The following is a 21,256-nucleotide window of genomic DNA, read 5'->3' on the forward strand; positions in this document are numbered from 1 at the left end:
TGGTTGCACGCCCCGGGGCATGATGCCTTCGCCAGCGCCCGGTGCCGGGGCGCTGGCCCCCATCGATACAGGAGCAACAACGCATGAAAACCACCTCCTTGCGCCGCTTCGGCGCAGCCGCAACCCTGGCAGCAGTCTCCCTTGCTACCGTCTTCGCCTCTGTCACTGCCGTGGCCGACACCACCAAGCCGCTGCTGTTCAAGATCGTTACGGTCAAGGACGATGTCATCGTTGCCGTGTCGCCGGACGAGGCCGGTGCCCCGCGCCCCGAAGCCGCCGCCATTGGCCAGGCTCTGGCCGCCAAAGGCGCGCTCACCCTCTGGCAATACGCCACACGCAAGGCAGCCGACGGCGCACTGGAAATGGCCCCCCGGGCCAAGATCAGCGTGCTGGCGCACGACAGCCTGCGCGTGGAGCCCTACACACCAGCGGTGCGTGTTGTGCCGGTGCCGTAGTGGCGCTTGCCTGGCCTGGCTGGACTTGCCCTGGTCGGGCTGAAAAAAAAGCCGAAGGGAGCGAAGCCCGGGTGTTTCTTCATGAAGCCCCTTTTGAACGGGCTCTTACCTTCGCCCCACCAGAGGCTCCTCAACGGGGCGCCAGCAGACGGGCTTGCAGCTCCAGCCGGTTTTGCACGCCCAGCCGCGTGTAAATCTGGCGGCGGTGGTAGGTGGCGGTGTTGGCGCTGATCCCCATGCGTTCGGCAATCTGCGCTTCGGGCAAGCCCCGCGCCAGCCAGTAGGCCAGCTCGTGCTGGCGCTGCGGCAGGCTCAGCGCACGCAGTGCGGGCAGCAGGTGTGCCACGCGCGGCACCCGGTGGGTGATCTGAATGCCCACCGCCTGGCCTTCGCCCGCTGCGGCGGCCATCTGCGTGGCGCGCAGGCTGAACCAGCCGCTGGCGTTGTGCAGGTCCAGCTGGGGCAACGCCGCCGCAGGGCCATTGCGGCTGTCACCATGCCGCCCCGCAAAATGCAGGCGCTGCAGCAGAGCCTGCAGCGCGGGGGGCAGCTCAGAGCGGCGGTGCCAACTGGGACCAAAGGCCTGCGCCAGCAGCTGATTGGATTTTTGTGACGTCCACAGCAACCGTCCCTGGGGCGTGGTCACCAGCATAGCACTGTCGTGCACCACGCTGTCCTGCGTGTCCAGCTCCCCCGGTTGCAGAATCCGCGCGAGCCACGGCTCCAGCCGCCCCAGCATCGCCAGGTCCCGCACCCCAAAGCGCGACGACGCCATGCTGCGGTACAGCTTGATTGTGCCCAGGCCCTCGCCCTGCGGCGTGCGCAGCACGAGGCTCAGCAGGTCAAACACCTCCACGGGCCGCAGCGTCACGTTGTAGAAATCGCTGCGCAGCAGCTCGCTGATCGGCACCGCCAAAAGCTGCTCCAGCCCCTGCGCTCCGTGGTCAAAGCGCACTGCGTCGGCAAATTGGTGGGCGCTGCGGCGCATCACCTTGCGCTCGCTGGCCATCACCTGCGGGTCAAAGTAGGTGTGGATCGTGTCCCGCCCCATCGACGGCTCCAGATACGCATCCATCCCCCCATTGCCGCCCGGATAGAAATACGCGCCCGAATCAAAGCTGATGAGGTAGTGCAACTCGTGCAAAACGGGCTCGATGAGTTGAGGCCCGTTGAAATCAAGGCAAGCCATCTGCTGCAGGCGCGCAATGGCCCGCTGCTGAATGCGGGTGAGGGGCATGAAAGTGACTGAATAGTTTGCTGCAGCGCATCAATGCAATGCGTGTGCCACAACGTAGCACATCGAATGTGTCGTTGCCCAACCCCTAGGGGTGGGGCGCCGCGCAGGGGGGCTCCATAAACTTTGTCGCAGCCCAACCCCTTCTATCGAGGGCTTTCGTGCTCTCTTTTGAATAGCGCGCCTGAAAAGCCAGACCCCGCCGACCACACCATGAAGAAATACCTTGTACTCCTGGCTGCGGCCCTTCTCCAGGCCAGCGCCTGGGCTGCCACTTACACCTTCACAGGGCCCCTGTACACCACCGTGAACCCGTTCACGGCCCCTTGCGCCAAGCCCACCTGCGCCAACTTCACCACGGCCATGCGGCAAACGGGCAGCTTTACCACCGCCGCGCCCTTGGCTCCCAACTTGGACACCGTGCTCATCACAGGATTGATCCAGTCGTATTCTTTCAACGACGGGCTCACGCAGTTTGACAGCGGGGACACGGAGACTCAGCTGAGATATGCCTACGTCACCACCGATGCGGCGGGCAACATCGTTGACCAGAACATTGGGATTTCCCGTTGGCAAACCGCAAGCCATGCTACGAATGACCGGTTGGACTATCTCAGCGTCAACGCGGGCAGCTATTCCAACGCGTATTGCCAAGCCCAGAACGTTCCTGACGTGTGTTCACTGTTGAACACAGACGCCTCTAGCAGCTATGTGTCTGCAAGTATCGGCCTGGGTGGTTGGGTTACCTCCGCACCCGCCGCAGCCGCAACGTCGGTGCCCACGCTCAGCGAATGGGGCTTGCTGCTGATGGCCTGTCTGGTTGGTGGCGCAGGCTGGCGGCAGGTGCGGCGCCGTGCCACGTCGCGCTGGCCCGCGGCATGAGCGCGCAAACACGTCCAGCAGCGGTGGTAGCGCCCGCGCCGGACTCCGCTGGGGCGAGGCTGCTTGTGCTCTTTGCACACACATCGCACTGCGCAGTTGGTCTGGTTTGCTATCCAAGTGATAGCTTGATGCGATTTGCATACGGGCGTTCGCGCCTGCTTTTATTGAAATTTTCAGACAGACGCTTCATGAAAAAATACCTCGCACTCCTGGCTGCGGCCCTTCTCCAGACCGGAGCCTGGGCCGCCACCTACACCTTTGCCGGCCCCACCTACACCAGCCTGCAAGACTACTCAGCGCCTTGCGCTGTCGTCACCTGCGCCAACTTCAACGCGGCCATGCAGCAAACGGGCCACTTCACCACCAGCCAGCCGCTGCCACCCAACCAGAGCAGCCTGGACATTGCGCCCCTCATCACCTGGTACGACTTCAATGATGGTGTGACGAGTTACACCATGAACGGGCTCAACACCCGGCTGGCAACGGCCAAGGTATCCACCGACGCAGCGGGCCAGATTGTCGATACCGACATCGTTTTCCAGTGGTGGCAAACCGGCAGCCATGGTGTGGGCGACCGGTTGAGCTACATGTCGGTCAACTTTGCCAGCTACTTCAATCGGACCTGCACGTCTCTAGAAAGCCCCGACGTCTGCAATACCTTCGGTGACGACAGCGCCGCCAGCCACGGCTTTGCCCACTTTGCCGAAGGTAGTGACGGCTGGACGAGCGATGTCCCCGTGGTGGCGCCGGGCGGACCGCAGTCCGTGCCCGTTGACAACCCGTTTGCCCTGGCGCTGACCGCCGCCGGCTTGCTGGGCCTGGCATTGCACGCGCGGCAGAAGCTGCTCTTCAAAACATAGCTGCTTGTGCTTTTCTGATAAGTGCTGAAGGCGATTTTTGCATCCACCCGTCCACCCACCCAGTTCGCGTATTTGGCGATAGAGCACCATGAAAAAATATCTTGTACTCCTGGCTGCGGCCCTTCTTCAGGCGGGCGCCTGGGCTGCCACTTATACCTACACGGGCCCTGCCTACAACGCTTCAGAACTGCACAATTTCACGGCTTGCCCCCCGGGTACGGGCAATTGCGGGGCCTACACCACGGCAATGGCGGAGACTGGCTCGTTCACCACGGCCGTCCCTGTGGCCGCCGATCTCAATAGTGAAGACATCACGTCGCAAGTCACTTCGTTTTCCTTCTCTGACGGGCTGACTGTTTACGCCAGCGGTGACCCCCAGGTCACGCTCATGAGCGTGGTGGCCACCACCACAGGCGGCGTGCTTCAGTTCTCTGTGACGCTGCTGCGCTGGCAAACGCCTGCCCCCCATGCGAGTGGAGACCATCTCGACCGGATTTCGCTGAGCCAAGGCGGTCAGCACAACGCTGTGTGCAGTGATGTTGGGCTGAATCCGCAAGGGGATCAGTGCTATGCCTCTAGTGCGGGCGACGTGTTTTCCAGTTGGCGGAATGACGATTTGGTGAACGGCATTTGGGTAGCCTCCGGCCTTCCGCCCGTGGCCTCCACCGCAGTTCCCACGCTGGGCGAATGGGGCCTGTTGCTGCTGGCCTCTCTGATGGTCGGGGCGGGCTGGATGGCGGTGGGTCGGCGCCGTATGTGAGTGCGAATTCTGCCCAGCGGCCTGCAGGCATTCGCCATCAAGTCTGCTATCTAAAAAATAGCTGTTTGCGCTTGCCAGATAAGCGTTAGAAGTAGTTTTTTCATCAAACCACCCTCACTTCCACTTCGCGCACCTGGCGACCCATCCCCGTGAAAAAGTACCTCGTATTTCTGGCCGCAGCCCTGGTGCAGGCGGGCGCCTGGTCGGCCACTTACACCTACGCGGGTGTTCCGTACACAGCCGCAGCCATCACCAACTACAGCAGCTGCACGGCTGGAGCCTGTGGCAACTTCACGGCGGCGATGGCGCAATCGGGGTCGTTCACCACTGCGGCCCCGTTACCCGCTAATTTGAACAACGCCGACATCGCTTCGCTGATCACCAGCTTTTCATTCAGCGATGGGTTGACCCAGTACAACAGCGCTGACCCCGATACCACCTTGGTCGGCGCCCAGGCCTCCACCAATGCCAGCGGGGGTGTGTTGGCGATAGAGCTCAGCTTTCAACATTGGGCAGATAACAGCCCCCATGTGCTGGGCAGCCGCATGGACGTGATGATCCTGCGCCTTTTGGCGCGCAAGAATAGCCAGTGTCAAGGCGTCGTATTCCAGTCGCCCAGTGGTCGAGACGTGTGCCAACACGTGGATTTCGATGCGGCCAGCAGCCGGGTCACTCTTTCAGTGCCTGGCACCCCTGGGGCGTGGACTGTCACGGGCCTTGGCCCCGTGGCCGCCAAGGCCGTTCCCGCGCTGGGTGATTGGGCGGTGCTGTGCCTGGCGTGTGCACTGGCTGGCATGGGTTGGTGGGCCACCCAGCGCCGCCGGTTTATCCACCGTTCGGGCTGAGCCTGTAGAAGCCACGGCCAGTTTCGGTGAGTGCCGTTCCCACTGGAACTGTTCACTGAGCGCAGTCGAAGCGCCGCGCAAGGCGTCGATAAGCCTGTCCTGAGCCTGTCGAAGGGCTCCGCCAGAACGGCAGCTTCAAGTTCAAAGGTGTCGACTGAATAACGCACTGTCACGCGTTTGGGTGGTGGCACGGCGCTCCGCAGCCTGCGTTTGCTCACTTGCCTGCCCGGGATGCTTGCCGCAGGGAGTAGTTCTTTCGGATGATGTGCCCCGCAGCGCGGCCTAGTCCTTCTGCCGCGCCCCGGCTGGTCGAGTGAAGGATGTGCAAAGGCCGCCACAAACGCGACCATTCCTCTCATGAAAAAAGAGAGGAATCGCGCAATGGCCAACGCAACCCTGCCCCCGGGCGACAGCCCGCAGCGCACTCGCCAGGCTTGGTCGGTGCTGATCGTCAGCACCTTCGCCTTCACGGTCTGCTTCATGGTGTGGATGATGTTTGGCGTCATCGGCATCCCCATCAAGAAGATGCTGAACCTGAACTCCACGCAGTTCGGGCTGCTGATGTCCATGCCCGTGCTCACGGGCTCGCTGGTGCGGGTGCCCCTGGGCATCTGGACCGACAAGTTCGGTGGCCGCATCGTGATGGCGGCCGTCATGGCCACCACCGTGCCTGCCATCTGGCTCATGAGCTATGCCACGGAGTACTGGCACTTCCTGACGATCGGCCTGTTTGTGGGCTTGGCGGGGGGCTCGTTCTCAGTGGGTACGCCTTATGTGGCGCGCTGGTTCCCCAAGCATCGCCAGGGCACGGCCATGGGTGTGTATGGCGCGGGTAACTCGGGTGCAGCCGTGAACAAGTTCGTGGCGCCGGTGCTGCTGGTGGCCTTCGGCTGGACCATGGTTCCGCAGGTGTATGCGGCCATCATGCTGGGCACCCTGGTGTTGTTCTGGCTGTTCAGCTACAGCGATCCGGCCCACCTGGTGCCCAGCAACGTCAAGTTCACCGACCAGCTCAAGGCGCTCAAGGACCCCAAGGTCCTCAAGTACTGCCAGTACTACAGCATCGTGTTTGGCGGCTATGTGGCGCTGTCGCTGTGGATGGTGCAGTACTACGTGGGCGAGTTTGGCCTTGATATCCGCGTGGCGGCACTGCTGGCCGCGTGCTTCTCGCTGCCCGGTGGTGTGCTGCGCGCCATTGGAGGCATGCTGTCCGACAAGTACGGCGCCCACAGCGTGACCTGGTGGGTGATGTGGGTGAGCTGGATCTGCCTGTTCCTGCTGAGCTACCCCCAGACTGATTTCACCATCGTCACCGTCAACGGCCCCAAGACCTTCCACATCGGCCTGAACGTGTACCTGTTCACCGGTCTCATGTTTCTGCTGGGCATTTGCTGGGCCTTCGGCAAGGCCAGTGTCTTCAAGTACATCAGCGACGACTACCCCCACAACATCGGCGCTATCAGCGGCATCGTGGGTCTGGCTGGCGGCCTGGGCGGGTTCGTGCTGCCGATCCTGTTCGGTGCGCTGATGGACCTTACCGGCATCCGCTCCAGCGCTTTCATGCTGATGTACGGCGTGGTGTGGGTCTCGCTCATCTGGATGTACTTCACCGAAGTGCGCAACACCCGTCTCATGGGTTCGCAGGGCGCTGTTGCGCAACCAGCCACCCGTTGATCTTTCAAGGAAAACTCACCATGTCTGCCACCACCACCAGCGGGCGCCAGGGGCGTCTGCTCACCCTCTGGGCCCCGGAGGACAAATCGTTCTGGGAGCGCGAAGGCGAAGCCATCGCCAAGCTCAACCTGTGGATCTCGGTGCCCGCGCTGTTCCTGGCCTTTGCCATCTGGCAGGTCTGGAGCGTGGTCGCCGTGAGCCTGCCGGGCCTGGGCTTCAAGTATTCGACCAACCAGCTGTTCTGGCTGGCGGCGGCACCCGCGCTCTCGGGCGCCACGCTGCGCATCTTCTACTCGTTCATGGTGCCGCTGGTCGGTGGCCGCCGCTGGACGGCGATCTCCACCGCCTCGCTGCTGATCCCGGCCATCGGCATCGGCTTTGCGGTGCAGGACAACACCACGGCCTACCCCACCATGCTCATCCTCGCGCTGCTGTGTGGCCTGGGCGGCGGCAACTTCAGCTCCAGCATGGCCAACATCAGCTTCTTCTTTCCGAAGGAGCGCAAGGGCTCCGCGCTGGGTGTGAATGCGGGCCTCGGTAACCTGGGCGTGTCGGTAGTGCAGTTCCTCAGCCCTCTGGTCGTTACGGCCGGTATCTTTGGGGTCTTTGGTGGCGATGCCCAGACCATTGTGAAGAACGGCCAGACCGCGCAGGTGTGGACGCAGAACGCCGCCTTCATCTGGGTGCCATGGATTGCGCTGACGGCGCTGGCCGCCTGGTTCGGCATGAACGACATTGCCGATGCGCGTGCCTCGTTCGCTGCGCAGGCCGCCATCTTCAAGCGCAAGCACAACTGGCTGATGTGTGTGCTGTACCTCGGCACCTTCGGGTCGTTCATCGGCTATGCCGCAGGCTTTCCGCTGCTCATCAAGAGCCAGTTTCCTAACATCAACCCCCTGGCCTACGCATGGCTGGGGCCGCTGGTTGGCGCGGTGGTCCGGCCGTTTGGCGGGTGGCTGGCCGACAAGCTCGGCGGCGCGCGCGTCACGCTGTGGAACTTCATCGTCATGGCGATTGCCGTGGTGGGCGTCACGGTGTTCCTGCCATCCGCAGGCAATGAAGGTCAGTTTGCAGGCTTCTTCGTGTGCTTCCTGGTGCTGTTCCTCACCACCGGCATCGGCAATGGCTCCACCTTCCGCATGATCCCCGTGATCTTCCTGACCGAAGCCATGCGCGGTGTGGACCCCCGCAACACTGCAGCCGTGGCCCAGGCCAACAAGGAAGGCAACACCCTGGGCGCCGCCACGCTGGGCTTCACGGCCGCCATGGCGGCCTACGGCGGGTTCTTCATTCCCAAGAGCTATGGCAGCTCCATTGCGCTGACCGGCAGCCCCCATGCCGCGCTGTGGACGTTCTTCGCCTTCTACCTCGTTTGCATCGTGATCACCTGGTGGCACTACGCGCGCAAGAACGCCGCCATGCCTTGCTGATGACCCCTGAACAGAACAGAACAAGGAGCCCCCGATGAGCCATTTCCTCGACCGCCTTTCGTACTTCTCGCAGCCCCGCGAGACCTTTGCCCAGGGCCATGGCGAAACCAATGGTGAAGATCGCACCTGGGAAGACGCCTACCGTGACCGCTGGGCACACGACAAGATCGTGCGCAGCACCCACGGCGTGAACTGCACGGGCTCCTGCTCGTGGAAGATCTACGTCAAAGGCGGCATCGTCACCTGGGAAACCCAGCAGACCGACTACCCCCGCACCCGGCCCGACCTGCCCAACCACGAACCCCGTGGCTGTGCACGCGGCGCCAGCTACAGCTGGTACCTGTACAGCGCCAACCGCGTGAAGTACCCCATGGTGCGCGGCCGCCTGCTCAAGCACTGGCGCGCCGCCATCGCCCTGGCCAAGAGCCCGGTGGACGCCTGGGCCAGCATCGTCGAGAACGATGCCTCCAAGCGCGAATGGCAAAAGCAGCGCGGCCTGGGCGGCTTTGTGCGCAGCACCTGGGACGAAGTCAACCAGATGATCGCTGCGGCCAACGTGTACACCATCAAGAAGCACGGCCCGGACCGCATCATCGGCTTCTCGCCCATCCCGGCGATGTCGATGATTTCGTACGCTGCGGGTTCGCGCTACCTAAGCCTCATCGGCGGCGTGTGCATGAGTTTTTACGACTGGTACTGCGACCTGCCCCCCAGCAGCCCGCAGACCTGGGGCGAGCAGACCGACGTGCCCGAGTCGGCCGACTGGTACAACAGCTCGTACATTATTGCCTGGGGCTCCAATGTGCCCCAGACGCGCACGCCGGATGCGCACTTCCTGACCGAGGTGCGCTACAAGGGCACCAAGGTGGTGTCCATCACGCCCGACTACTCCGAAGTCGCCAAGCTGGGCGATCTGTGGATGCATCCCAAGCAGGGCACCGACGCTGCCGTGGCCATGGCCATGGGCCATGTGATCCTGAAGGAGTTCTACTTCAAGGACGGCGGCAAGGGCCGTTCGGCGTACTTCGACGACTATGCGCGCCGCTACACCGACCTGCCGCTCCTGGTGGTGCTGAAGGAAAAGACGCTGCCCGATGGCCGCACGGTGATGGTGCCCGACCGCTATGTGCGCGCCAGCGACTTTCCGAACAAGCTCGACCAGTCCAACAACCCCGACTGGAAGACCGTGGGCTACGACGAACTGGGCCAGGTCACGCTGCCCAATGGTTCCATCGGCTTCCGCTGGGGGGCCGACGGACGTGCCGACCAGGGCCTGTGGAACCTGGAGAACAAGGACGCACGCACCGCCAACACCTTCAAGCTCAAGCTTTCGGTGATCGAGGACGGCGCGCAGGCCCATGAAGTAGCTGATGTGGCCTTCCCGTACTTTGGCGGCGTGGCAACGCCCAACTTCACGGCCAACGAACAAGGCGGCGACGTGATGGTGCGCCGCGTGCCGGTGTCCCACCTGGAGCTGGCCGGGCACGAAGCCCAGGGCCGGGTGATGGTGGCCACCGTGTTCGACCTGCTGGCTGGCAACTACGGCATTGACCGGGGTCTGCCCGGCGAAGAGCAGGGCGTCACCTACGACAGCGACCGCCCCTACACGCCCGCCTGGCAGGAAAAGATCACCGGTGTGCCGCGCGATCAGATCATCACCGTGGCCCGCCAGTTTGCCGACAACGCGCACAAGACCCACGGGAAGTCCATGGTCATCATCGGTGCGGCCATGAACCACTGGTACCACAGTGACATGAACTACCGCGGCATCATCAACATGCTGATGTTGTGTGGCTGTATCGGTCAGAGCGGTGGTGGTTGGGCGCACTATGTGGGCCAGGAAAAGCTGCGCCCACAGACCGGCTGGACGGCGCTAGCCTTTGCGTTGGACTGGATCCGCCCACCGCGCCAGATGAACAGCACCAGCTTCTTCTACGCCCACACCGACCAGTGGCGCTACGAGAAGCTGGGCATGGAGGAGGTCCTCTCGCCGCTGGCCGACAAGAAGGCTTATCACGGCGCGCAGATCGACTACAACGTGCGCGCCGAGCGCATGGGCTGGCTGCCATCCGCCCCCCAGCTCAAGACCAGCCCGCTGCAGGTGGCCAAGGACGCCGCAGCCCGGGGCATGGACGCCAAGGACTACGTGGTCCAGTCACTGAAAGACGGCAGCCTGCAGATGAGCTGCGAAGACCCGGACCACCCCGCCAACTGGCCGCGCAACATGTTCGTGTGGCGCTCCAACATTTTGGGCTCGTCGGGCAAGGGGCATGAATACTTCCTCAAGCACCTGCTGGGCACCACCCACGGCGTGCAGGGCAAGGATCTGGGCAAGGATGAAGCCAAGCCCGAGGAAGTGCAGTGGCACACCAACGCGCCCGAAGGCAAGCTGGACCTGCTGGTCACGCTCGACTTCCGCATGAGCACGACCTGCCTGTACTCCGACATCGTCTTGCCCACGGCCACTTGGTACGAGAAGAACGACCTCAACACCAGCGACATGCACCCCTTCATCCATCCGCTGTCCACAGCGGTGGACCCTGCCTGGCAGGCCAAGAGCGACTGGGAGATCTACAAGGGTTTCGCCAAGGCCGTGAGCGAGGTCAGCGTGGGCCATCTGGGCGTCGAAAAGGACGTGGTGCTCACGCCCATCATGCACGACACGGCCGGCGAAATGGCACAGCCCTATGGTGTGCGCGACTGGAAGCGGGGCGAGTGCGAACTCATCCCCGGCAAGACAGCGCCGCAGGTCACGGTGGTTGAGCGCGACTACCCCAACCTCTACAAACGCTTTACAGCGCTGGGCCCGCTGATGGAGAAGGTGGGCAACGGCGGCAAGGGCATTGGCTGGAACACGCAGACCGAGGTGGGCCAGCTGGGTGACCTGAACGGCCGCGTGAAGGAAGAGGGTGTGACACAGGGCATGCCCCGCATCGTGACCGACATCGACGCCACCGAAGTGGTGATGATGTTGGCCCCCGAAACCAACGGCCACGTGGCCTGCAAAGCCTGGGAGGCCCTGGGCAAGCAGACCGGGCGCGACCACGTGCACCTGGCGCTGCACCGCGAGGACGAGAAGATCCGCTTCCGCGACATCCAGGCGCAGCCGCGCAAGATCATCAGCTCGCCCACCTGGTCGGGCCTGGAAAGCGAGAAGGTCAGCTACAACGCGGGCTACACCAACGTGCACGAGTACATCCCATGGCGCACGCTCACGGGCCGCCAGCAGTTCTACCAGGACCACCCGTGGATGCGTGACTTCGGCGAAGGCTTTGTGAGCTACCGCCCACCGGTGCACCTCAAGACGCTGGAAGAAGTCGAGGGCAAGAAGCCCAACGGCAACCGCGAGATCGCGCTGAACTTCATCACGCCGCACCAAAAGTGGGGCATCCACAGCACGTACAGCGACAACCTGATGATGCTCACGCTCAACCGGGGTGGCTCCGTGGTGTGGCTGAGCGAAGACGACGCCAAGGTTGCGGGCATCGTGGACAACGACTGGGTCGAACTTTTCAACGCCAACGGCGCCATTGCGGCCCGCGCGGTGGTGAGCCAGCGCGTGAACCCCGGCATGGTGATGATGTACCACTCGCAAGAGAAGATCATCAACACCCCTGGCTCCGAGATCACCGGCACCCGTGGCGGTATCCACAACTCGGTCACGCGCATCGTGCTCAAACCCACCCACATGATTGGCGGCTACGCACAGTACAGCTACGGCTTCAACTATTACGGAACCATCGGCACCAACCGCGACGAGTTCGTGCTGGTGCGCAAGATGGACCGTGTGGACTGGCTCGACGATGAGCCTGTGTCCAGCACCGCAGCCCACGCCTGAAGCCAAGGAGAAACACGATGAAAATTCGCGCACAAATCGGCATGGTGCTGAACCTGGACAAGTGCATTGGTTGCCACACCTGTTCCGTCACCTGCAAGAACGTTTGGACCAGCCGCCCCGGCGTGGAATACGCCTGGTTCAACAACGTCGAGACCAAGCCCGGCATCGGCTACCCCAAGGAATGGGAAAACCAGGACAAGTGGAATGGCGGCTGGGTGCGCAGCCCCGACGGCTCCATCGCGCCCCGCCAGGGCGGCAAGTGGAAGCTGCTCATGCGCATCTTCGCCAACCCCAACCTGCCCCAGATCGACGACTACTACGAGCCCTTCACGTTCGACTACGACCACCTGCAGTCCGCGCCTGAAACCAAGGCCGCACCCACGGCACGCCCGCGCAGCCTGATCACCGGCAAGCGCATGGAGAAGATCGAGTGGGGCCCGAACTGGGAAGAAATCCTGGGCGGCGAGTTCAGCAAGCGCAGCAAGGACAAGAACTTCGACGATGTGCAAAAGGACATCTACGGCCAGTTCGAAAACACCTTCATGATGTACCTGCCCCGCCTGTGCGAGCACTGCCTGAACCCGGCGTGTGTGGCATCGTGCCCCAGCGGCTCGATCTACAAGCGCGAGGAAGACGGCATCGTGCTGATCGACCAGGACAAGTGCCGTGGCTGGCGCATGTGCGTCTCAGGCTGCCCCTACAAGAAGATTTACTACAACTGGCAATCGGGCAAGGCCGAGAAGTGCATCTTCTGCTATCCCCGCATCGAAGCGGGCCAGCCGACCGTGTGCTCGGAAACCTGCGTGGGCCGCATCCGCTACCTGGGTGTGCTGCTGTATGACGCAGACCGCATCCAGGAAGCCGCCAGCGTGGAGCGCGACCGCGACCTGTACCAGGCCCAGCTCGACATCTTCCTGAACCCGAACGACCCCGATGTCATCAAGCAGGCCCGCATCGACGGCATCCCGGACAGCTGGATGGACGCCGCCCGCAACAGCCCCGTCTACAAGATGGCAGTGGACTGGAAGGTGGCCCTGCCGCTGCACCCCGAGTACCGCACGCTGCCCATGGTCTGGTATGTACCGCCCCTGTCGCCCATCACGGCCGCTGCCAATGCCGGCCACGTGGGCGTGAATGGCGAGATCCCCGACGTGTCGCAGCTGCGCATCCCCGTACAGTACCTGGCCAACCTGCTCACCGCCGGTGACACCGGGCCCGTGGTGCGGGCGCTGGAGCGCATGCTGGCCATGCGCACCTACCAGCGCGACAAGCATGTGGAGCAGCGCCAGAACCTGTCGGTGCTCAAGCAGGCCGGCCTGTCGATGGCGGAGGTGGAGGAGATGTACCACGTGATGGCGATTGCCAATTACGAGGACCGCTTCGTCATCCCATCGGCCCACCGCGAGTACGCAGAAAACGCGTTCGACATCCGGGGCGGCTGCGGCTTCTCGTTTGGCAACGGTTGCTCCGACGGCGCCACCGAGACCAGTATGTTCGGTGGCAAGAAGCCGCGGACCATTCCCATCAAAGCGACTGTTTGAGCGACACGGAAGGAATCACCATGTTCAAGAAGAACCCGACCTCCGTGCGCCTGACCCTGCGCGCCCTGGGCTACCTGCTGAGCTACCCCGATGCTCAGCTGCGCAGCGTGATGCCGCAGCTCATCGACGCTCTGCAGGCCGAGCAAGCCCTGACGGCCGAGCGCATGGAGGAGTTGAAGGCGGTGTGCGAGCACCTGGCTGCACTCGACCCGCTGGAAGCCGAAGCCCGCTACGTGGACAACTTTGATCGAGGTCGCCAGACCTCGCTGCACCTGTTCGAGCATGTGCACGGCGATTCGCGTGACCGGGGCCCGGCGCTCATCGACCTGTTGCAGACCTACGAGAAGGCAGGCCTGCAGTTCCAGGCAGAGGAGCTGCCCGACCACCTGCCGGTGGTGCTGGAGTTCGCCTCTACCCAGCCGCCCGAAGTGGCCAGGGAGTTTCTGGGCGAAATGGCCCACATCCTCAATGCGCTGTTCAGCGCCCTCGTTGCGCGCAACAGCCCCTACGCCAGTGTGATTGCCGCCGTGCTCGAAGTCTCGGGCCAGCGTGTGCAGTCGGTGGCGCTCACGCCCGAGCCGCCCATGGACGAGGTCTGGGCCGAGCCCGAAGCGTTTGGCGGTTGCAGCACCCAGGGCCAGTCCAAGCCCGACCAGCCGCAGCCCCTGCATTTTGTTCGTACCCCCCGCGCCGAGCGGGCACCCGAAGGAGTCTCAGCATGACCACCTGGCTTGACACCCTGCTGTTTGGCATCTATCCCTACATTTGCCTGGCCGTGTTCTTCATCGGCAGTTGGGCGCGGTTTGACCGTGACCAGTACACCTGGAAGAGTGACTCGTCGCAGCTGCTGCGCACTGGAAGCCTGCGCTGGGGCAGCAACCTGTTCCACATCGGTGTGCTGTTCCTGTTCTTCGGCCACACGGTGGGCATGCTCACGCCGCACTTTGTGTACGAGCACTTCATGAGTGCGGGCGCCAAGCAGCTCATGGCCATGGTCTCCGGCGGGATTGCGGGAACGCTGGGATTCATCGGCCTGTCCATCCTGCTGCACCGCCGCCTGTCGGACCCTCGCATCCGCGCCACGTCCAAGACCAGCGACATCCTGATCCTGGTGCTGCTGTGGCTGCAACTGGCACTGGGCCTGGCCACCATTCCGCTGTCGGCGCAGCATCTAGATGGCTCCATGATGATGAAGCTGGCCGAGTGGGGGCAACGGGTGGTGACCTTCCGCAGTGGCGGGGTGGAGCTGCTGGCCGAGGCGGGCTGGATTTTCAAGGCCCACATGTTCCTGGGCATGAGCATCTTCCTGGTCTTCCCCTTCACCCGCCTGGTGCATGTGTGGAGTGGCTTTGGCACGCTGGCCTATGTGCTGCGCCCCTACCAGGTGGTGCGTGCGCGCCGCTTGAACCTGCCCCCAGGCCACATGCAGTCGCAAGACCGCCGCGCCTGAAATCCACCGACTATCAAGGAGCACACCATGAGCGGATGTGGAACCGGGAGCTGCGGATGCGGCTCCACTGACAGCGGCGTGGCGGCAGCACCTGCCAGCACGCTGACCCCGACGCAGGCTGCGGCCTACGAGGCCCTGGTGGCAACGATGGACGATGTGCCCCTGCAAGCCACCCTGGCACCACAAGCCGGCACCGTGGGGGGCAGAGGCTCGGTGGCGGCCGAGGTGGCACGTGTCAATGGCGTGGCCCTCAACGCCCCGCACGAGTCGCTGGACGAAGAGGCCCTGCGCCAGCGTGCGTGCACCGAGTTGCTGCGCCAGGCGGCGCAACAAGTGGGTCTGCTGCCCGCGAGCGATGTGCCGGGTGCTCTGGGCGCCATCAGCGTCGAGGCCTCCGATGCCATTGAGCAGTTGCTGGAGCGCGAGCTGGACCTCCCCGATCCTTCAGAGGAAGCCTGCCGCCGCTACCACGACGCCCACCCTGCGGCCCATGCCCAGGGGGAGCGTGCGCAACTGCGCCATGTGCTGTTTGCGGTGACACCGGGCGTGGATGTGAAGCAGCTGCGCCTGCGGGCCGAGGCCTTGCTGATCGAGCTGCGCTGCGCGGACGATGGCGGTGCACAGTTCGCCAAGGCCGCCGCCCAGTGGTCCAACTGCCCCAGTGGCCAGCAGGGCGGTGACCTGGGCTGGCTGACCCGCGCCGACTGCGCCCCCGAGTTCGCGCGCGAGGTGTTTGGCGGTGCTGAGATCGGCGTGCTGGCACGCCTGGTGCACAGCCGCTTTGGTCTGCACGTGGTGGAGGTGGTGGCCCGTGACCCGGGGCAACAGCCCTCGTTCGAAGAGGTACGCCAAGCCATTGCGCTCACCCTGCGCCAGCAGGCCTGGGTGAATGCGTTGCGCCAATATTTGCAGCTGCTGGCGGGCGCCGCCGTGGTCGAAGGGGTGGCGCTGGACGCGGCCGACACACCGCTCGTACAGTAGTTGCTCCACACACCACCGTTATCTGATTGCCTGCCCATGCCCGACGAGTTGCTGGACCGCTTGCGCCGCTTCCATGACGACGCTTTCCCCCAGTACCGCCAGCAGTTCCAGGCGCTGGTGGACGAAGGGCAGCATCCCACCACCTTGTTCATCGGATGTTCCGACTCCCGCCTGGTGCCCTATCTGCTGACTGGTGCGGGGCCGGGCGAGCTGTTTCTGGTGCGCAATGTGGGGGCGTTCATCCCGCCGTACGACGGGTCGCATGGCCACCATGGCACCACGGCGGCCATCGAGTTCGCGGTGCTCAACCTGCAGGTGCGCCGCATCGTGGTGTGCGGCCACAGTCACTGTGGGGCCATCAAGGCGATGTATGGTGAGGTGTCGCCCGAGGCCCCCAACCTCAACCGCTGGCTGGACCTGGGGCGCGAGGCACTGTTGCCCATGCAGCCGGGTCCCGAGGTATTGCGCCGCACCGAGCAGCGCGCGGTGGTGCTGCAGCTGGAGCGCCTCATGGAGTACCCCATGGTGCGCAGCCGGGTGCAGTCGGGCCAGATCAGCCTGCACGGTTGGCACTATGTGATCGAGGACGGCGAAGTGCATGTGTTCGATGTCCAGACCGGTGGATTTGTGCCCGCTTCGCAGTCGGACCACAGCGGCACCGGCCCCTACCAGCCCTACGTGGAGCATGATGGGCAGGTGCTGGTGGACGAGTGAGCGGCCACTGACTTGCCATGGCGCTGCATTCGGAGTGGAATGAGCGCTCCTTGACGGAACGCAACCCCGTTTCAGCCTGAAACCCAAATCATCGGCCCCCATGAAACGCGAACCCCAGCCCCCACTCAACCCCACCTCGTCTCTGCAGCCCATCAGCCTGGATGTGCTGCGGGAGAAATACCTCAAACCCGGCGAAACCACGGCCGAAGAGCTGTACCAGCGCGTGGCACGGGCCCTGGCCTCGGTCGAAAAACCCGAGTTGCGCGAAAAGTACGAGGCCCTGTTCCTCGCCAACCTGAAGGCGGGCGCCATCGGCGCAGGCCGCATCATGAGCGCAGCAGGCACCGACATCCAGGCCACCCTCATCAACTGCTTTGTGCAGCCCGTGGGTGACTGCATCCAGGGCGTGGATGACGAAGGCTTTCCGGGCATCTACGAAGCGTTGCGCGAGGCGGCCGAGACAATGCGCCGTGGCGGGGGCGTGGGCTACGATTTCTCCCGCATCCGTCCCAAGGGCGCACAGGTGAAGGCCACCGCCTCCATGGCATCGGGGCCGTGCAGTTACATGAACGTGTTCGACCAGTCCTGCTCCACCGTGGAGAGCGCTGGCGCACGCCGGGGCGCGCAGATGGGCGTGCTGCGCATCGACCACCCGGATGTGCACGAGTTCATCACCGCCAAGCGCACGCCAGGCCGCTGGAACAATTTCAATGTGTCGGTGGGTGTGTCGGACGAGTTCATCCAGGCCGTGCAGAACAACGCACCGTGGGAGCTGGTGCACAAGGCCCGCCCCGGCACCGCACTACTGGCCCAGGGCGCTCGCCAGCGCGCCGATGGCCTGTGGGTCTACGCCACCGTGGCCGCGCGCGAGCTGTGGGACACGATTATGAAGTCGGCCTACGACTTTGCCGAGCCTGGCATCCTGTTCCTGGGGCGCATCAACGAAGACAACAACCTGCATTACTGCGAAGACATTGCGGCGACCAACCCTTGCGGAGAGCAGCCGCTGCCGTCCTATGGCTGCTGTGACCTGGGCCCCATCATCCTCACCCGCTTTGTGCGGCACCCCTTTGGCTTTGGGGGCGTGGCCGCGTTTGACTTTGACGCATTCACCCAAGCCGTGGCACTGCAGGTGCGCGCACTCGACAACGTGCTCGATGTGACCTACTGGCCGCTGCCGCAGCAGCGCGACGAGGCCATGGCCAAGCGCCGCATTGGCGTGGGCTTTACCGGCATGGGCAACACGCTGGCCATGCTGTGCCTGCGCTACGACTTGCCCGAGGGCCGCACGATGGCGGCACGCATTGCCGAGTGCATGCGCGACGCCGCGTACGCCGCGTCGGTGGATCTGGCGCGCGAGAAAGGTGCGTTTCCAAAGTTCGATGCGCGGGGCTACCTGGCGGAAGGCACGTTTGCGAGCCGGCTGCCCGAATCGCTCAAGACCGCGATCCACCAGCACGGCATCCGCAACAGCCACCTGTTGTCCATCGCGCCCACGGGCACCGTGAGCCTGGCCTTTGCCGACAATGCCTCCAATGGCATCGAGCCGCCGTTCTCGTGGATGTACAAGCGCAAGAAGCGCGAGTCCGACGGCAGCACCACCGAATACGCGGTGGAAGACCATGCCTGGCGCCTGTACCGGGAGCTGGGCGGGGATGTGGAGGCGTTGCCGGACTACTTCGTCTCGGCCCTGGCCATGCCGGCCGAAGGCCACATCGCCATGATGGAAGCCGTGCAGCCTTTTGTGGACACGGCCATCTCCAAGACCGTCAACATTCCCGCGGACTACCCCTACGAAGGGTTCAAGGACCTGTACCTGCAGGCCTGGCGCGCCAAGCTCAAGGGCCTGGCCACCTACCGGCCCAACAGCATTCTGGGTTCGGTGCTCGAAACCCATGCGGAACCTGCGCCCGCACCCGCAGCGGCGCCTGTGGTGCCACCCGCACCCCCGGTGGACCCCATGCGCACCGTGATCGAAAGCCGTCCGCAAGGGGGCCTTTCAGCGGTGGCTGAGAAGCTTGAATACTGGACGCAGGAAGGCCACAAGACCCTGTACCTCATCGTGTCCTTCCTGCCCGTGCCCACGGGCGTGGGCACCGGTACGGTGGACCGCGCCATCGAGTTCTTCATGCCGGTGGGCCAGAGCGGCGAGTCGCAGCAGTGGATCACGTCCAGCATGCGCATGCTGTCGCTCGCAGCGCGCGGCGGTTTTCTGGAGCGGGCGCTGTCTGACATGCGCAAAGTCGCCTGGGACCGCGGCCCGGTGCGCCTGGGCACCCACCGCAAGGACGACGGCACGCTGGTGCCCATGTGGCACGACTCCGAGGTGGCGGCCATGGCCTATGCCATCCAGAACATCCTGGCGCGCCGCGTGGCCGACCCGGTGCAGCAGCAACTGCCGCTGGACGAGCCCGCCCCGCTGCCCGTGGCCGTGCCCCAGGCCATGGCGGGCAAGAAGTGCAGCGAATGTGGCGCCCATGCGGTCATCCGCAAGGACGGCTGCGACTACTGCACGCAGTGTGGGCACCTGGGGAGCTGTGGATGAACGGTCGGGCTCGGCATCGGCCTTCCCGGCAGACACGGTAAGCATTGGAAGGATTCCCCATGTCTGTCATTCCCTGGCCGTTGAACCCTTCGTCTCGCGCGCAGCCTGCTGCGGCGCGGGCCAGTGCGCCTGACGATGTGGCCGGGCTGGCGGCGGCGTTGATCCAGTCACGCCAGACCATTCTGCCCAAGCGGCTGGGCGGGCCAGGCCCCAATGCGGCCGAGCTGGCGCAGATCCTCCAGGCCGCAGCCCACGCGCCAGACCATGGCCAGCTGCTGCCCTGGCGCTTCATCCTGGTGCCGCAGGCCGCGCGTCCGCCGCTGGCCGATGTGTTTGCGCAGGCCCTGCTGGAGCGCGACCCTGCCGCCACCCCCGAGCAGGCCGAGCAGGCACGCGAGAAGGCGTACCGCTCCCCGGTGTTGCTGTTGGCAGTGGTGGATGCCGAGCGGGGCGACGCCGAGATTGATCTGGCCGAGCGCACCGTCTCTGCCGGCTGTGCCGTGCAGAACATGCTGCTGATGGCCACCGCGCAAGGCTACGGTTCGGCACTGACCAGCGGCAAGGCGCTGAAGGCGCCGAGCCTGCGGGCCTTGTTTCAGCTGGCGGCCTCCGAGCAGGCCTTGTGTTTCATCAGCATCGGCACCGTGTTGTCGCGCAAGGCGGTGCGCGCACGCCCTGCGGCAGGCGCCTATGTGAGCACACTGGATGCCAAGCGGGGCGTGGTGCCTGGATTTTGAAGCGCGCTGGTGGCCCCCACCTTTCATTGATTGCGAGACCTTTTCATGGATATTTCCAGTTTTGACGACTTGCTGCAGGCCGCATGCATGCAACCCGAGCCGCAGCGCCTGCTGTTCGTCTTCGCGGCGGTGGAGCTGCCCGACGACGCCACCCCGGCGCAGCGCGCGCGCTTCGAGGCCGGGCAGGGCGGTGCCCTGGTGCCGCTGATGTGTGTGGACAAGACGCCGCAGGAACTGGCATCGTTCGACGCACTGGTGGCCGAGGCCCGCCAGTTCACCGCCCCGGGCCACGACTGGGCCATCGTGTTTGCGGCGGCGATGTCCGGCACGCTGAACCAGGCGCCCAGCAGCGCCGATGCCGAGGCGCCCTTGCAGCGCATGGTGGATGCGATCAAGGGTGGGGCGCATGGGGCGTTCATTCCGTTTGACCGCCAGGGCCACCCTGTGCGGTTTGGCTGAGGCCTGCCATGGCACAGGCGTCCGTACCTGCGTCCGCATCCGCATCTGCACCCGCATCTGCTGCCGCGCCAAGGCATCTGCCCGGCTTCAGCGCACCGGCCGTGGGCTTTGAGCAGCCGTTTGCCATGCTGGAGGCCTGCCACGAGCGCGTGCAACGCACGCTGGGTTTGCTGGGCCGCTTGCGTGAGCATGTGCGAAAGCAGGGCGTTGACAACGATGCCCGCCAGGCCGCGCGGGATGTGCTGCGTTATTTCGACATCGCAGCACCGCTGCACCACCAGGACGAAGAACTGCATGTGTTCCCCCTGCTGCTCGCCCAGGCCACGCCCGAGGTCCGGGCGCTGGTCACGCGCCTGCAGCACGACCACGTGGCCATGACCACCGACTGGGCAGCGGCCCGGGCCGGGCTGCAAGCGTTGCTGGATGAAAGCGCCACCGGCTTCACGCCCCAGGACGAGGCCGCGCTGGACCGTTTTGCCATGCGGTACGACGCCCACATCGCCGCCGAAGAAGGTGTGGCCTACCCTGCTGCTGCCGCTTTGCTGCCGCCCGCGTCCCTTGCGGCGATGGGGCAGGAGATGGCTGCGCGGCGGGGTGCGGTCTGATTGCTATTAAAAATATAGCTGCAAGCACATATTCGACTGGCGCAAGACGCCGCTAGGGCTGAAATTTGGCGCCTGCTGCCCCCAGGGACTGCTTGGCGCCCGGTGCCAAGCGGCCGTTGCCCGGTGGCGATGCCAGCCGTTCCGTCTGGGCAGCGCCTTGGCGGCTGCAGGGGCGGTGGCTCGCGCGATACTGCGGGGTTGCGCGCGCGACCCGCCGCGCTTGTTTGCTTGCCTGCCTGCCGTTTC

At 64.5% G+C, this 21,256-nt stretch carries 18 protein-coding genes; 17 read left to right on the forward strand and 1 reads right to left on the reverse strand.

What is annotated here, in order from left to right:
• Positions 1–83: 83 nt before the first annotated feature.
• The gene (locus tag C8C96_RS06265; protein WP_199737447.1) at positions 84–455 is read left to right on the forward strand and encodes a hypothetical protein; all 372 of its coding nucleotides are present in this window, start codon (positions 84–86) and stop codon (positions 453–455) included.
• Between the two features lie 130 nt (positions 456–585).
• Here the strand turns inward: C8C96_RS06265 and C8C96_RS06270 are convergent, their stop codons facing one another.
• Positions 586–1,692 carry a helix-turn-helix transcriptional regulator gene (locus C8C96_RS06270; RefSeq protein ID WP_121941781.1) on the reverse strand — a complete coding sequence of 369 codons (1,107 nt, stop codon included), beginning with the start codon at positions 1,690–1,692 and terminating at the stop codon, positions 586–588.
• Between the two features lie 210 nt (positions 1,693–1,902).
• On the opposite strand from C8C96_RS06270, the gene C8C96_RS06275 reads away from it, so the two are divergent.
• From C8C96_RS06275 to C8C96_RS06350, 16 genes are all read left to right on the forward strand, one after another.
• A complete protein-coding gene (locus C8C96_RS06275; RefSeq protein WP_121941782.1) occupies positions 1,903–2,571 on the forward strand; it encodes an IPTL-CTERM sorting domain-containing protein in 669 nt (222 codons plus the stop codon).
• Positions 2,572–2,759: 188 nt separating this feature from the next.
• Positions 2,760–3,431, forward strand: a complete 672-nt coding sequence (locus tag C8C96_RS06280; RefSeq protein WP_121941783.1) for a hypothetical protein — start codon at positions 2,760–2,762, stop codon at positions 3,429–3,431.
• 88 nt (positions 3,432–3,519) lie between these two features.
• Positions 3,520–4,191, forward strand: a complete 672-nt coding sequence (locus C8C96_RS06285) for an IPTL-CTERM sorting domain-containing protein (protein ID WP_121941784.1) — start codon at positions 3,520–3,522, stop codon at positions 4,189–4,191.
• A 149-nt stretch (positions 4,192–4,340) separates the two neighbouring features.
• Positions 4,341–5,036, forward strand: a complete 696-nt coding sequence (locus tag C8C96_RS06290) for an IPTL-CTERM sorting domain-containing protein (protein ID WP_121941785.1) — start codon at positions 4,341–4,343, stop codon at positions 5,034–5,036.
• Between the two features lie 381 nt (positions 5,037–5,417).
• Positions 5,418–6,710, forward strand: a complete 1,293-nt coding sequence (locus tag C8C96_RS06295; RefSeq protein ID WP_116748705.1) for a nitrate/nitrite transporter — start codon at positions 5,418–5,420, stop codon at positions 6,708–6,710.
• A 20-nt stretch (positions 6,711–6,730) separates the two neighbouring features.
• Positions 6,731–8,140, forward strand: coding sequence for a NarK family nitrate/nitrite MFS transporter (locus C8C96_RS06300; RefSeq protein WP_056745778.1), 1,410 nt, complete (start codon positions 6,731–6,733; stop codon positions 8,138–8,140).
• A gap of 34 nt (positions 8,141–8,174) precedes the next feature.
• Positions 8,175–11,978 (forward strand): nitrate reductase subunit alpha, encoded by a 3,804-nt coding sequence (locus C8C96_RS06305; RefSeq protein ID WP_121941786.1) that lies wholly within the window; start codon positions 8,175–8,177, stop codon positions 11,976–11,978.
• A 17-nt stretch (positions 11,979–11,995) separates the two neighbouring features.
• A complete protein-coding gene (narH, locus tag C8C96_RS06310; RefSeq protein ID WP_056745774.1) occupies positions 11,996–13,519 on the forward strand; it encodes a nitrate reductase subunit beta in 1,524 nt (507 codons plus the stop codon).
• A gap of 20 nt (positions 13,520–13,539) precedes the next feature.
• Positions 13,540–14,241 carry a nitrate reductase molybdenum cofactor assembly chaperone gene (gene narJ / locus C8C96_RS06315; protein WP_108497439.1) on the forward strand — a complete coding sequence of 234 codons (702 nt, stop codon included), beginning with the start codon at positions 13,540–13,542 and terminating at the stop codon, positions 14,239–14,241.
• Positions 14,238–14,969: a respiratory nitrate reductase subunit gamma gene (gene narI, locus C8C96_RS06320; protein WP_121941787.1), complete on the forward strand. Its 732-nt coding sequence runs from the start codon at positions 14,238–14,240 to the stop codon at positions 14,967–14,969. The genes narJ and narI overlap by 4 nt, the downstream gene beginning before the upstream one ends.
• Before the next feature lie 147 nt (positions 14,970–15,116).
• Complete coding sequence (locus C8C96_RS06325; protein WP_121943902.1) at positions 15,117–15,950, forward strand: peptidylprolyl isomerase; 834 nt, start codon at positions 15,117–15,119, stop codon at positions 15,948–15,950.
• A gap of 36 nt (positions 15,951–15,986) precedes the next feature.
• Positions 15,987–16,664, forward strand: coding sequence for a carbonic anhydrase (locus C8C96_RS06330; RefSeq protein ID WP_015012284.1), 678 nt, complete (start codon positions 15,987–15,989; stop codon positions 16,662–16,664).
• A gap of 100 nt (positions 16,665–16,764) precedes the next feature.
• The gene (locus C8C96_RS06335) at positions 16,765–19,209 is read left to right on the forward strand and encodes an adenosylcobalamin-dependent ribonucleoside-diphosphate reductase (RefSeq protein ID WP_121941788.1); all 2,445 of its coding nucleotides are present in this window, start codon (positions 16,765–16,767) and stop codon (positions 19,207–19,209) included.
• 59 nt (positions 19,210–19,268) lie between these two features.
• The gene (locus C8C96_RS06340; protein WP_199737448.1) at positions 19,269–19,946 is read left to right on the forward strand and encodes a nitroreductase; all 678 of its coding nucleotides are present in this window, start codon (positions 19,269–19,271) and stop codon (positions 19,944–19,946) included.
• A 45-nt stretch (positions 19,947–19,991) separates the two neighbouring features.
• Complete coding sequence (locus tag C8C96_RS06345) at positions 19,992–20,405, forward strand: ribonucleotide reductase subunit alpha (protein WP_121941789.1); 414 nt, start codon at positions 19,992–19,994, stop codon at positions 20,403–20,405.
• Between the two features lie 125 nt (positions 20,406–20,530).
• Entirely contained in the window at positions 20,531–21,010 is a 480-nt protein-coding gene (locus tag C8C96_RS06350) for a hemerythrin domain-containing protein (protein WP_233584310.1), read from the forward strand.
• Positions 21,011–21,256 lie beyond the last annotated feature (246 nt).

The sequence above is a fragment of the Acidovorax sp. 100 genome (genome assembly GCF_003688355.1).
Classification (GTDB): Bacteria; Pseudomonadota; Gammaproteobacteria; order Burkholderiales; family Burkholderiaceae_C; genus Acidovorax; species Acidovorax delafieldii.

Coding starts and splice junctions, on each gene's coding strand:
- C8C96_RS06265 (WP_199737447.1), top strand. CDS start 84: ATGAAAACCACCTCCTTGCGCCGCTTCGGCGCAGCCGCAACCCTGGCA.
- C8C96_RS06270 (WP_121941781.1), bottom strand. CDS start 1,692: ATGCCCCTCACCCGCATTCAGCAGCGGGCCATTGCGCGCCTGCAGCAG.
- C8C96_RS06275 (WP_121941782.1), top strand. CDS start 1,903: ATGAAGAAATACCTTGTACTCCTGGCTGCGGCCCTTCTCCAGGCCAGC.
- C8C96_RS06280 (WP_121941783.1), top strand. CDS start 2,760: ATGAAAAAATACCTCGCACTCCTGGCTGCGGCCCTTCTCCAGACCGGA.
- C8C96_RS06285 (WP_121941784.1), top strand. CDS start 3,520: ATGAAAAAATATCTTGTACTCCTGGCTGCGGCCCTTCTTCAGGCGGGC.
- C8C96_RS06295 (WP_116748705.1), top strand. CDS start 5,418: ATGGCCAACGCAACCCTGCCCCCGGGCGACAGCCCGCAGCGCACTCGC.
- C8C96_RS06300 (WP_056745778.1), top strand. CDS start 6,731: ATGTCTGCCACCACCACCAGCGGGCGCCAGGGGCGTCTGCTCACCCTC.
- C8C96_RS06305 (WP_121941786.1), top strand. CDS start 8,175: ATGAGCCATTTCCTCGACCGCCTTTCGTACTTCTCGCAGCCCCGCGAG.
- narH (WP_056745774.1), top strand. CDS start 11,996: ATGAAAATTCGCGCACAAATCGGCATGGTGCTGAACCTGGACAAGTGC.
- narJ (WP_108497439.1), top strand. CDS start 13,540: ATGTTCAAGAAGAACCCGACCTCCGTGCGCCTGACCCTGCGCGCCCTG.
- narI (WP_121941787.1), top strand. CDS start 14,238: ATGACCACCTGGCTTGACACCCTGCTGTTTGGCATCTATCCCTACATT.
- C8C96_RS06325 (WP_121943902.1), top strand. CDS start 15,117: ATGGACGATGTGCCCCTGCAAGCCACCCTGGCACCACAAGCCGGCACC.
- C8C96_RS06330 (WP_015012284.1), top strand. CDS start 15,987: ATGCCCGACGAGTTGCTGGACCGCTTGCGCCGCTTCCATGACGACGCT.
- C8C96_RS06335 (WP_121941788.1), top strand. CDS start 16,765: ATGAAACGCGAACCCCAGCCCCCACTCAACCCCACCTCGTCTCTGCAG.
- C8C96_RS06340 (WP_199737448.1), top strand. CDS start 19,269: ATGTCTGTCATTCCCTGGCCGTTGAACCCTTCGTCTCGCGCGCAGCCT.
- C8C96_RS06345 (WP_121941789.1), top strand. CDS start 19,992: ATGGATATTTCCAGTTTTGACGACTTGCTGCAGGCCGCATGCATGCAA.
- C8C96_RS06350 (WP_233584310.1), top strand. CDS start 20,531: ATGCTGGAGGCCTGCCACGAGCGCGTGCAACGCACGCTGGGTTTGCTG.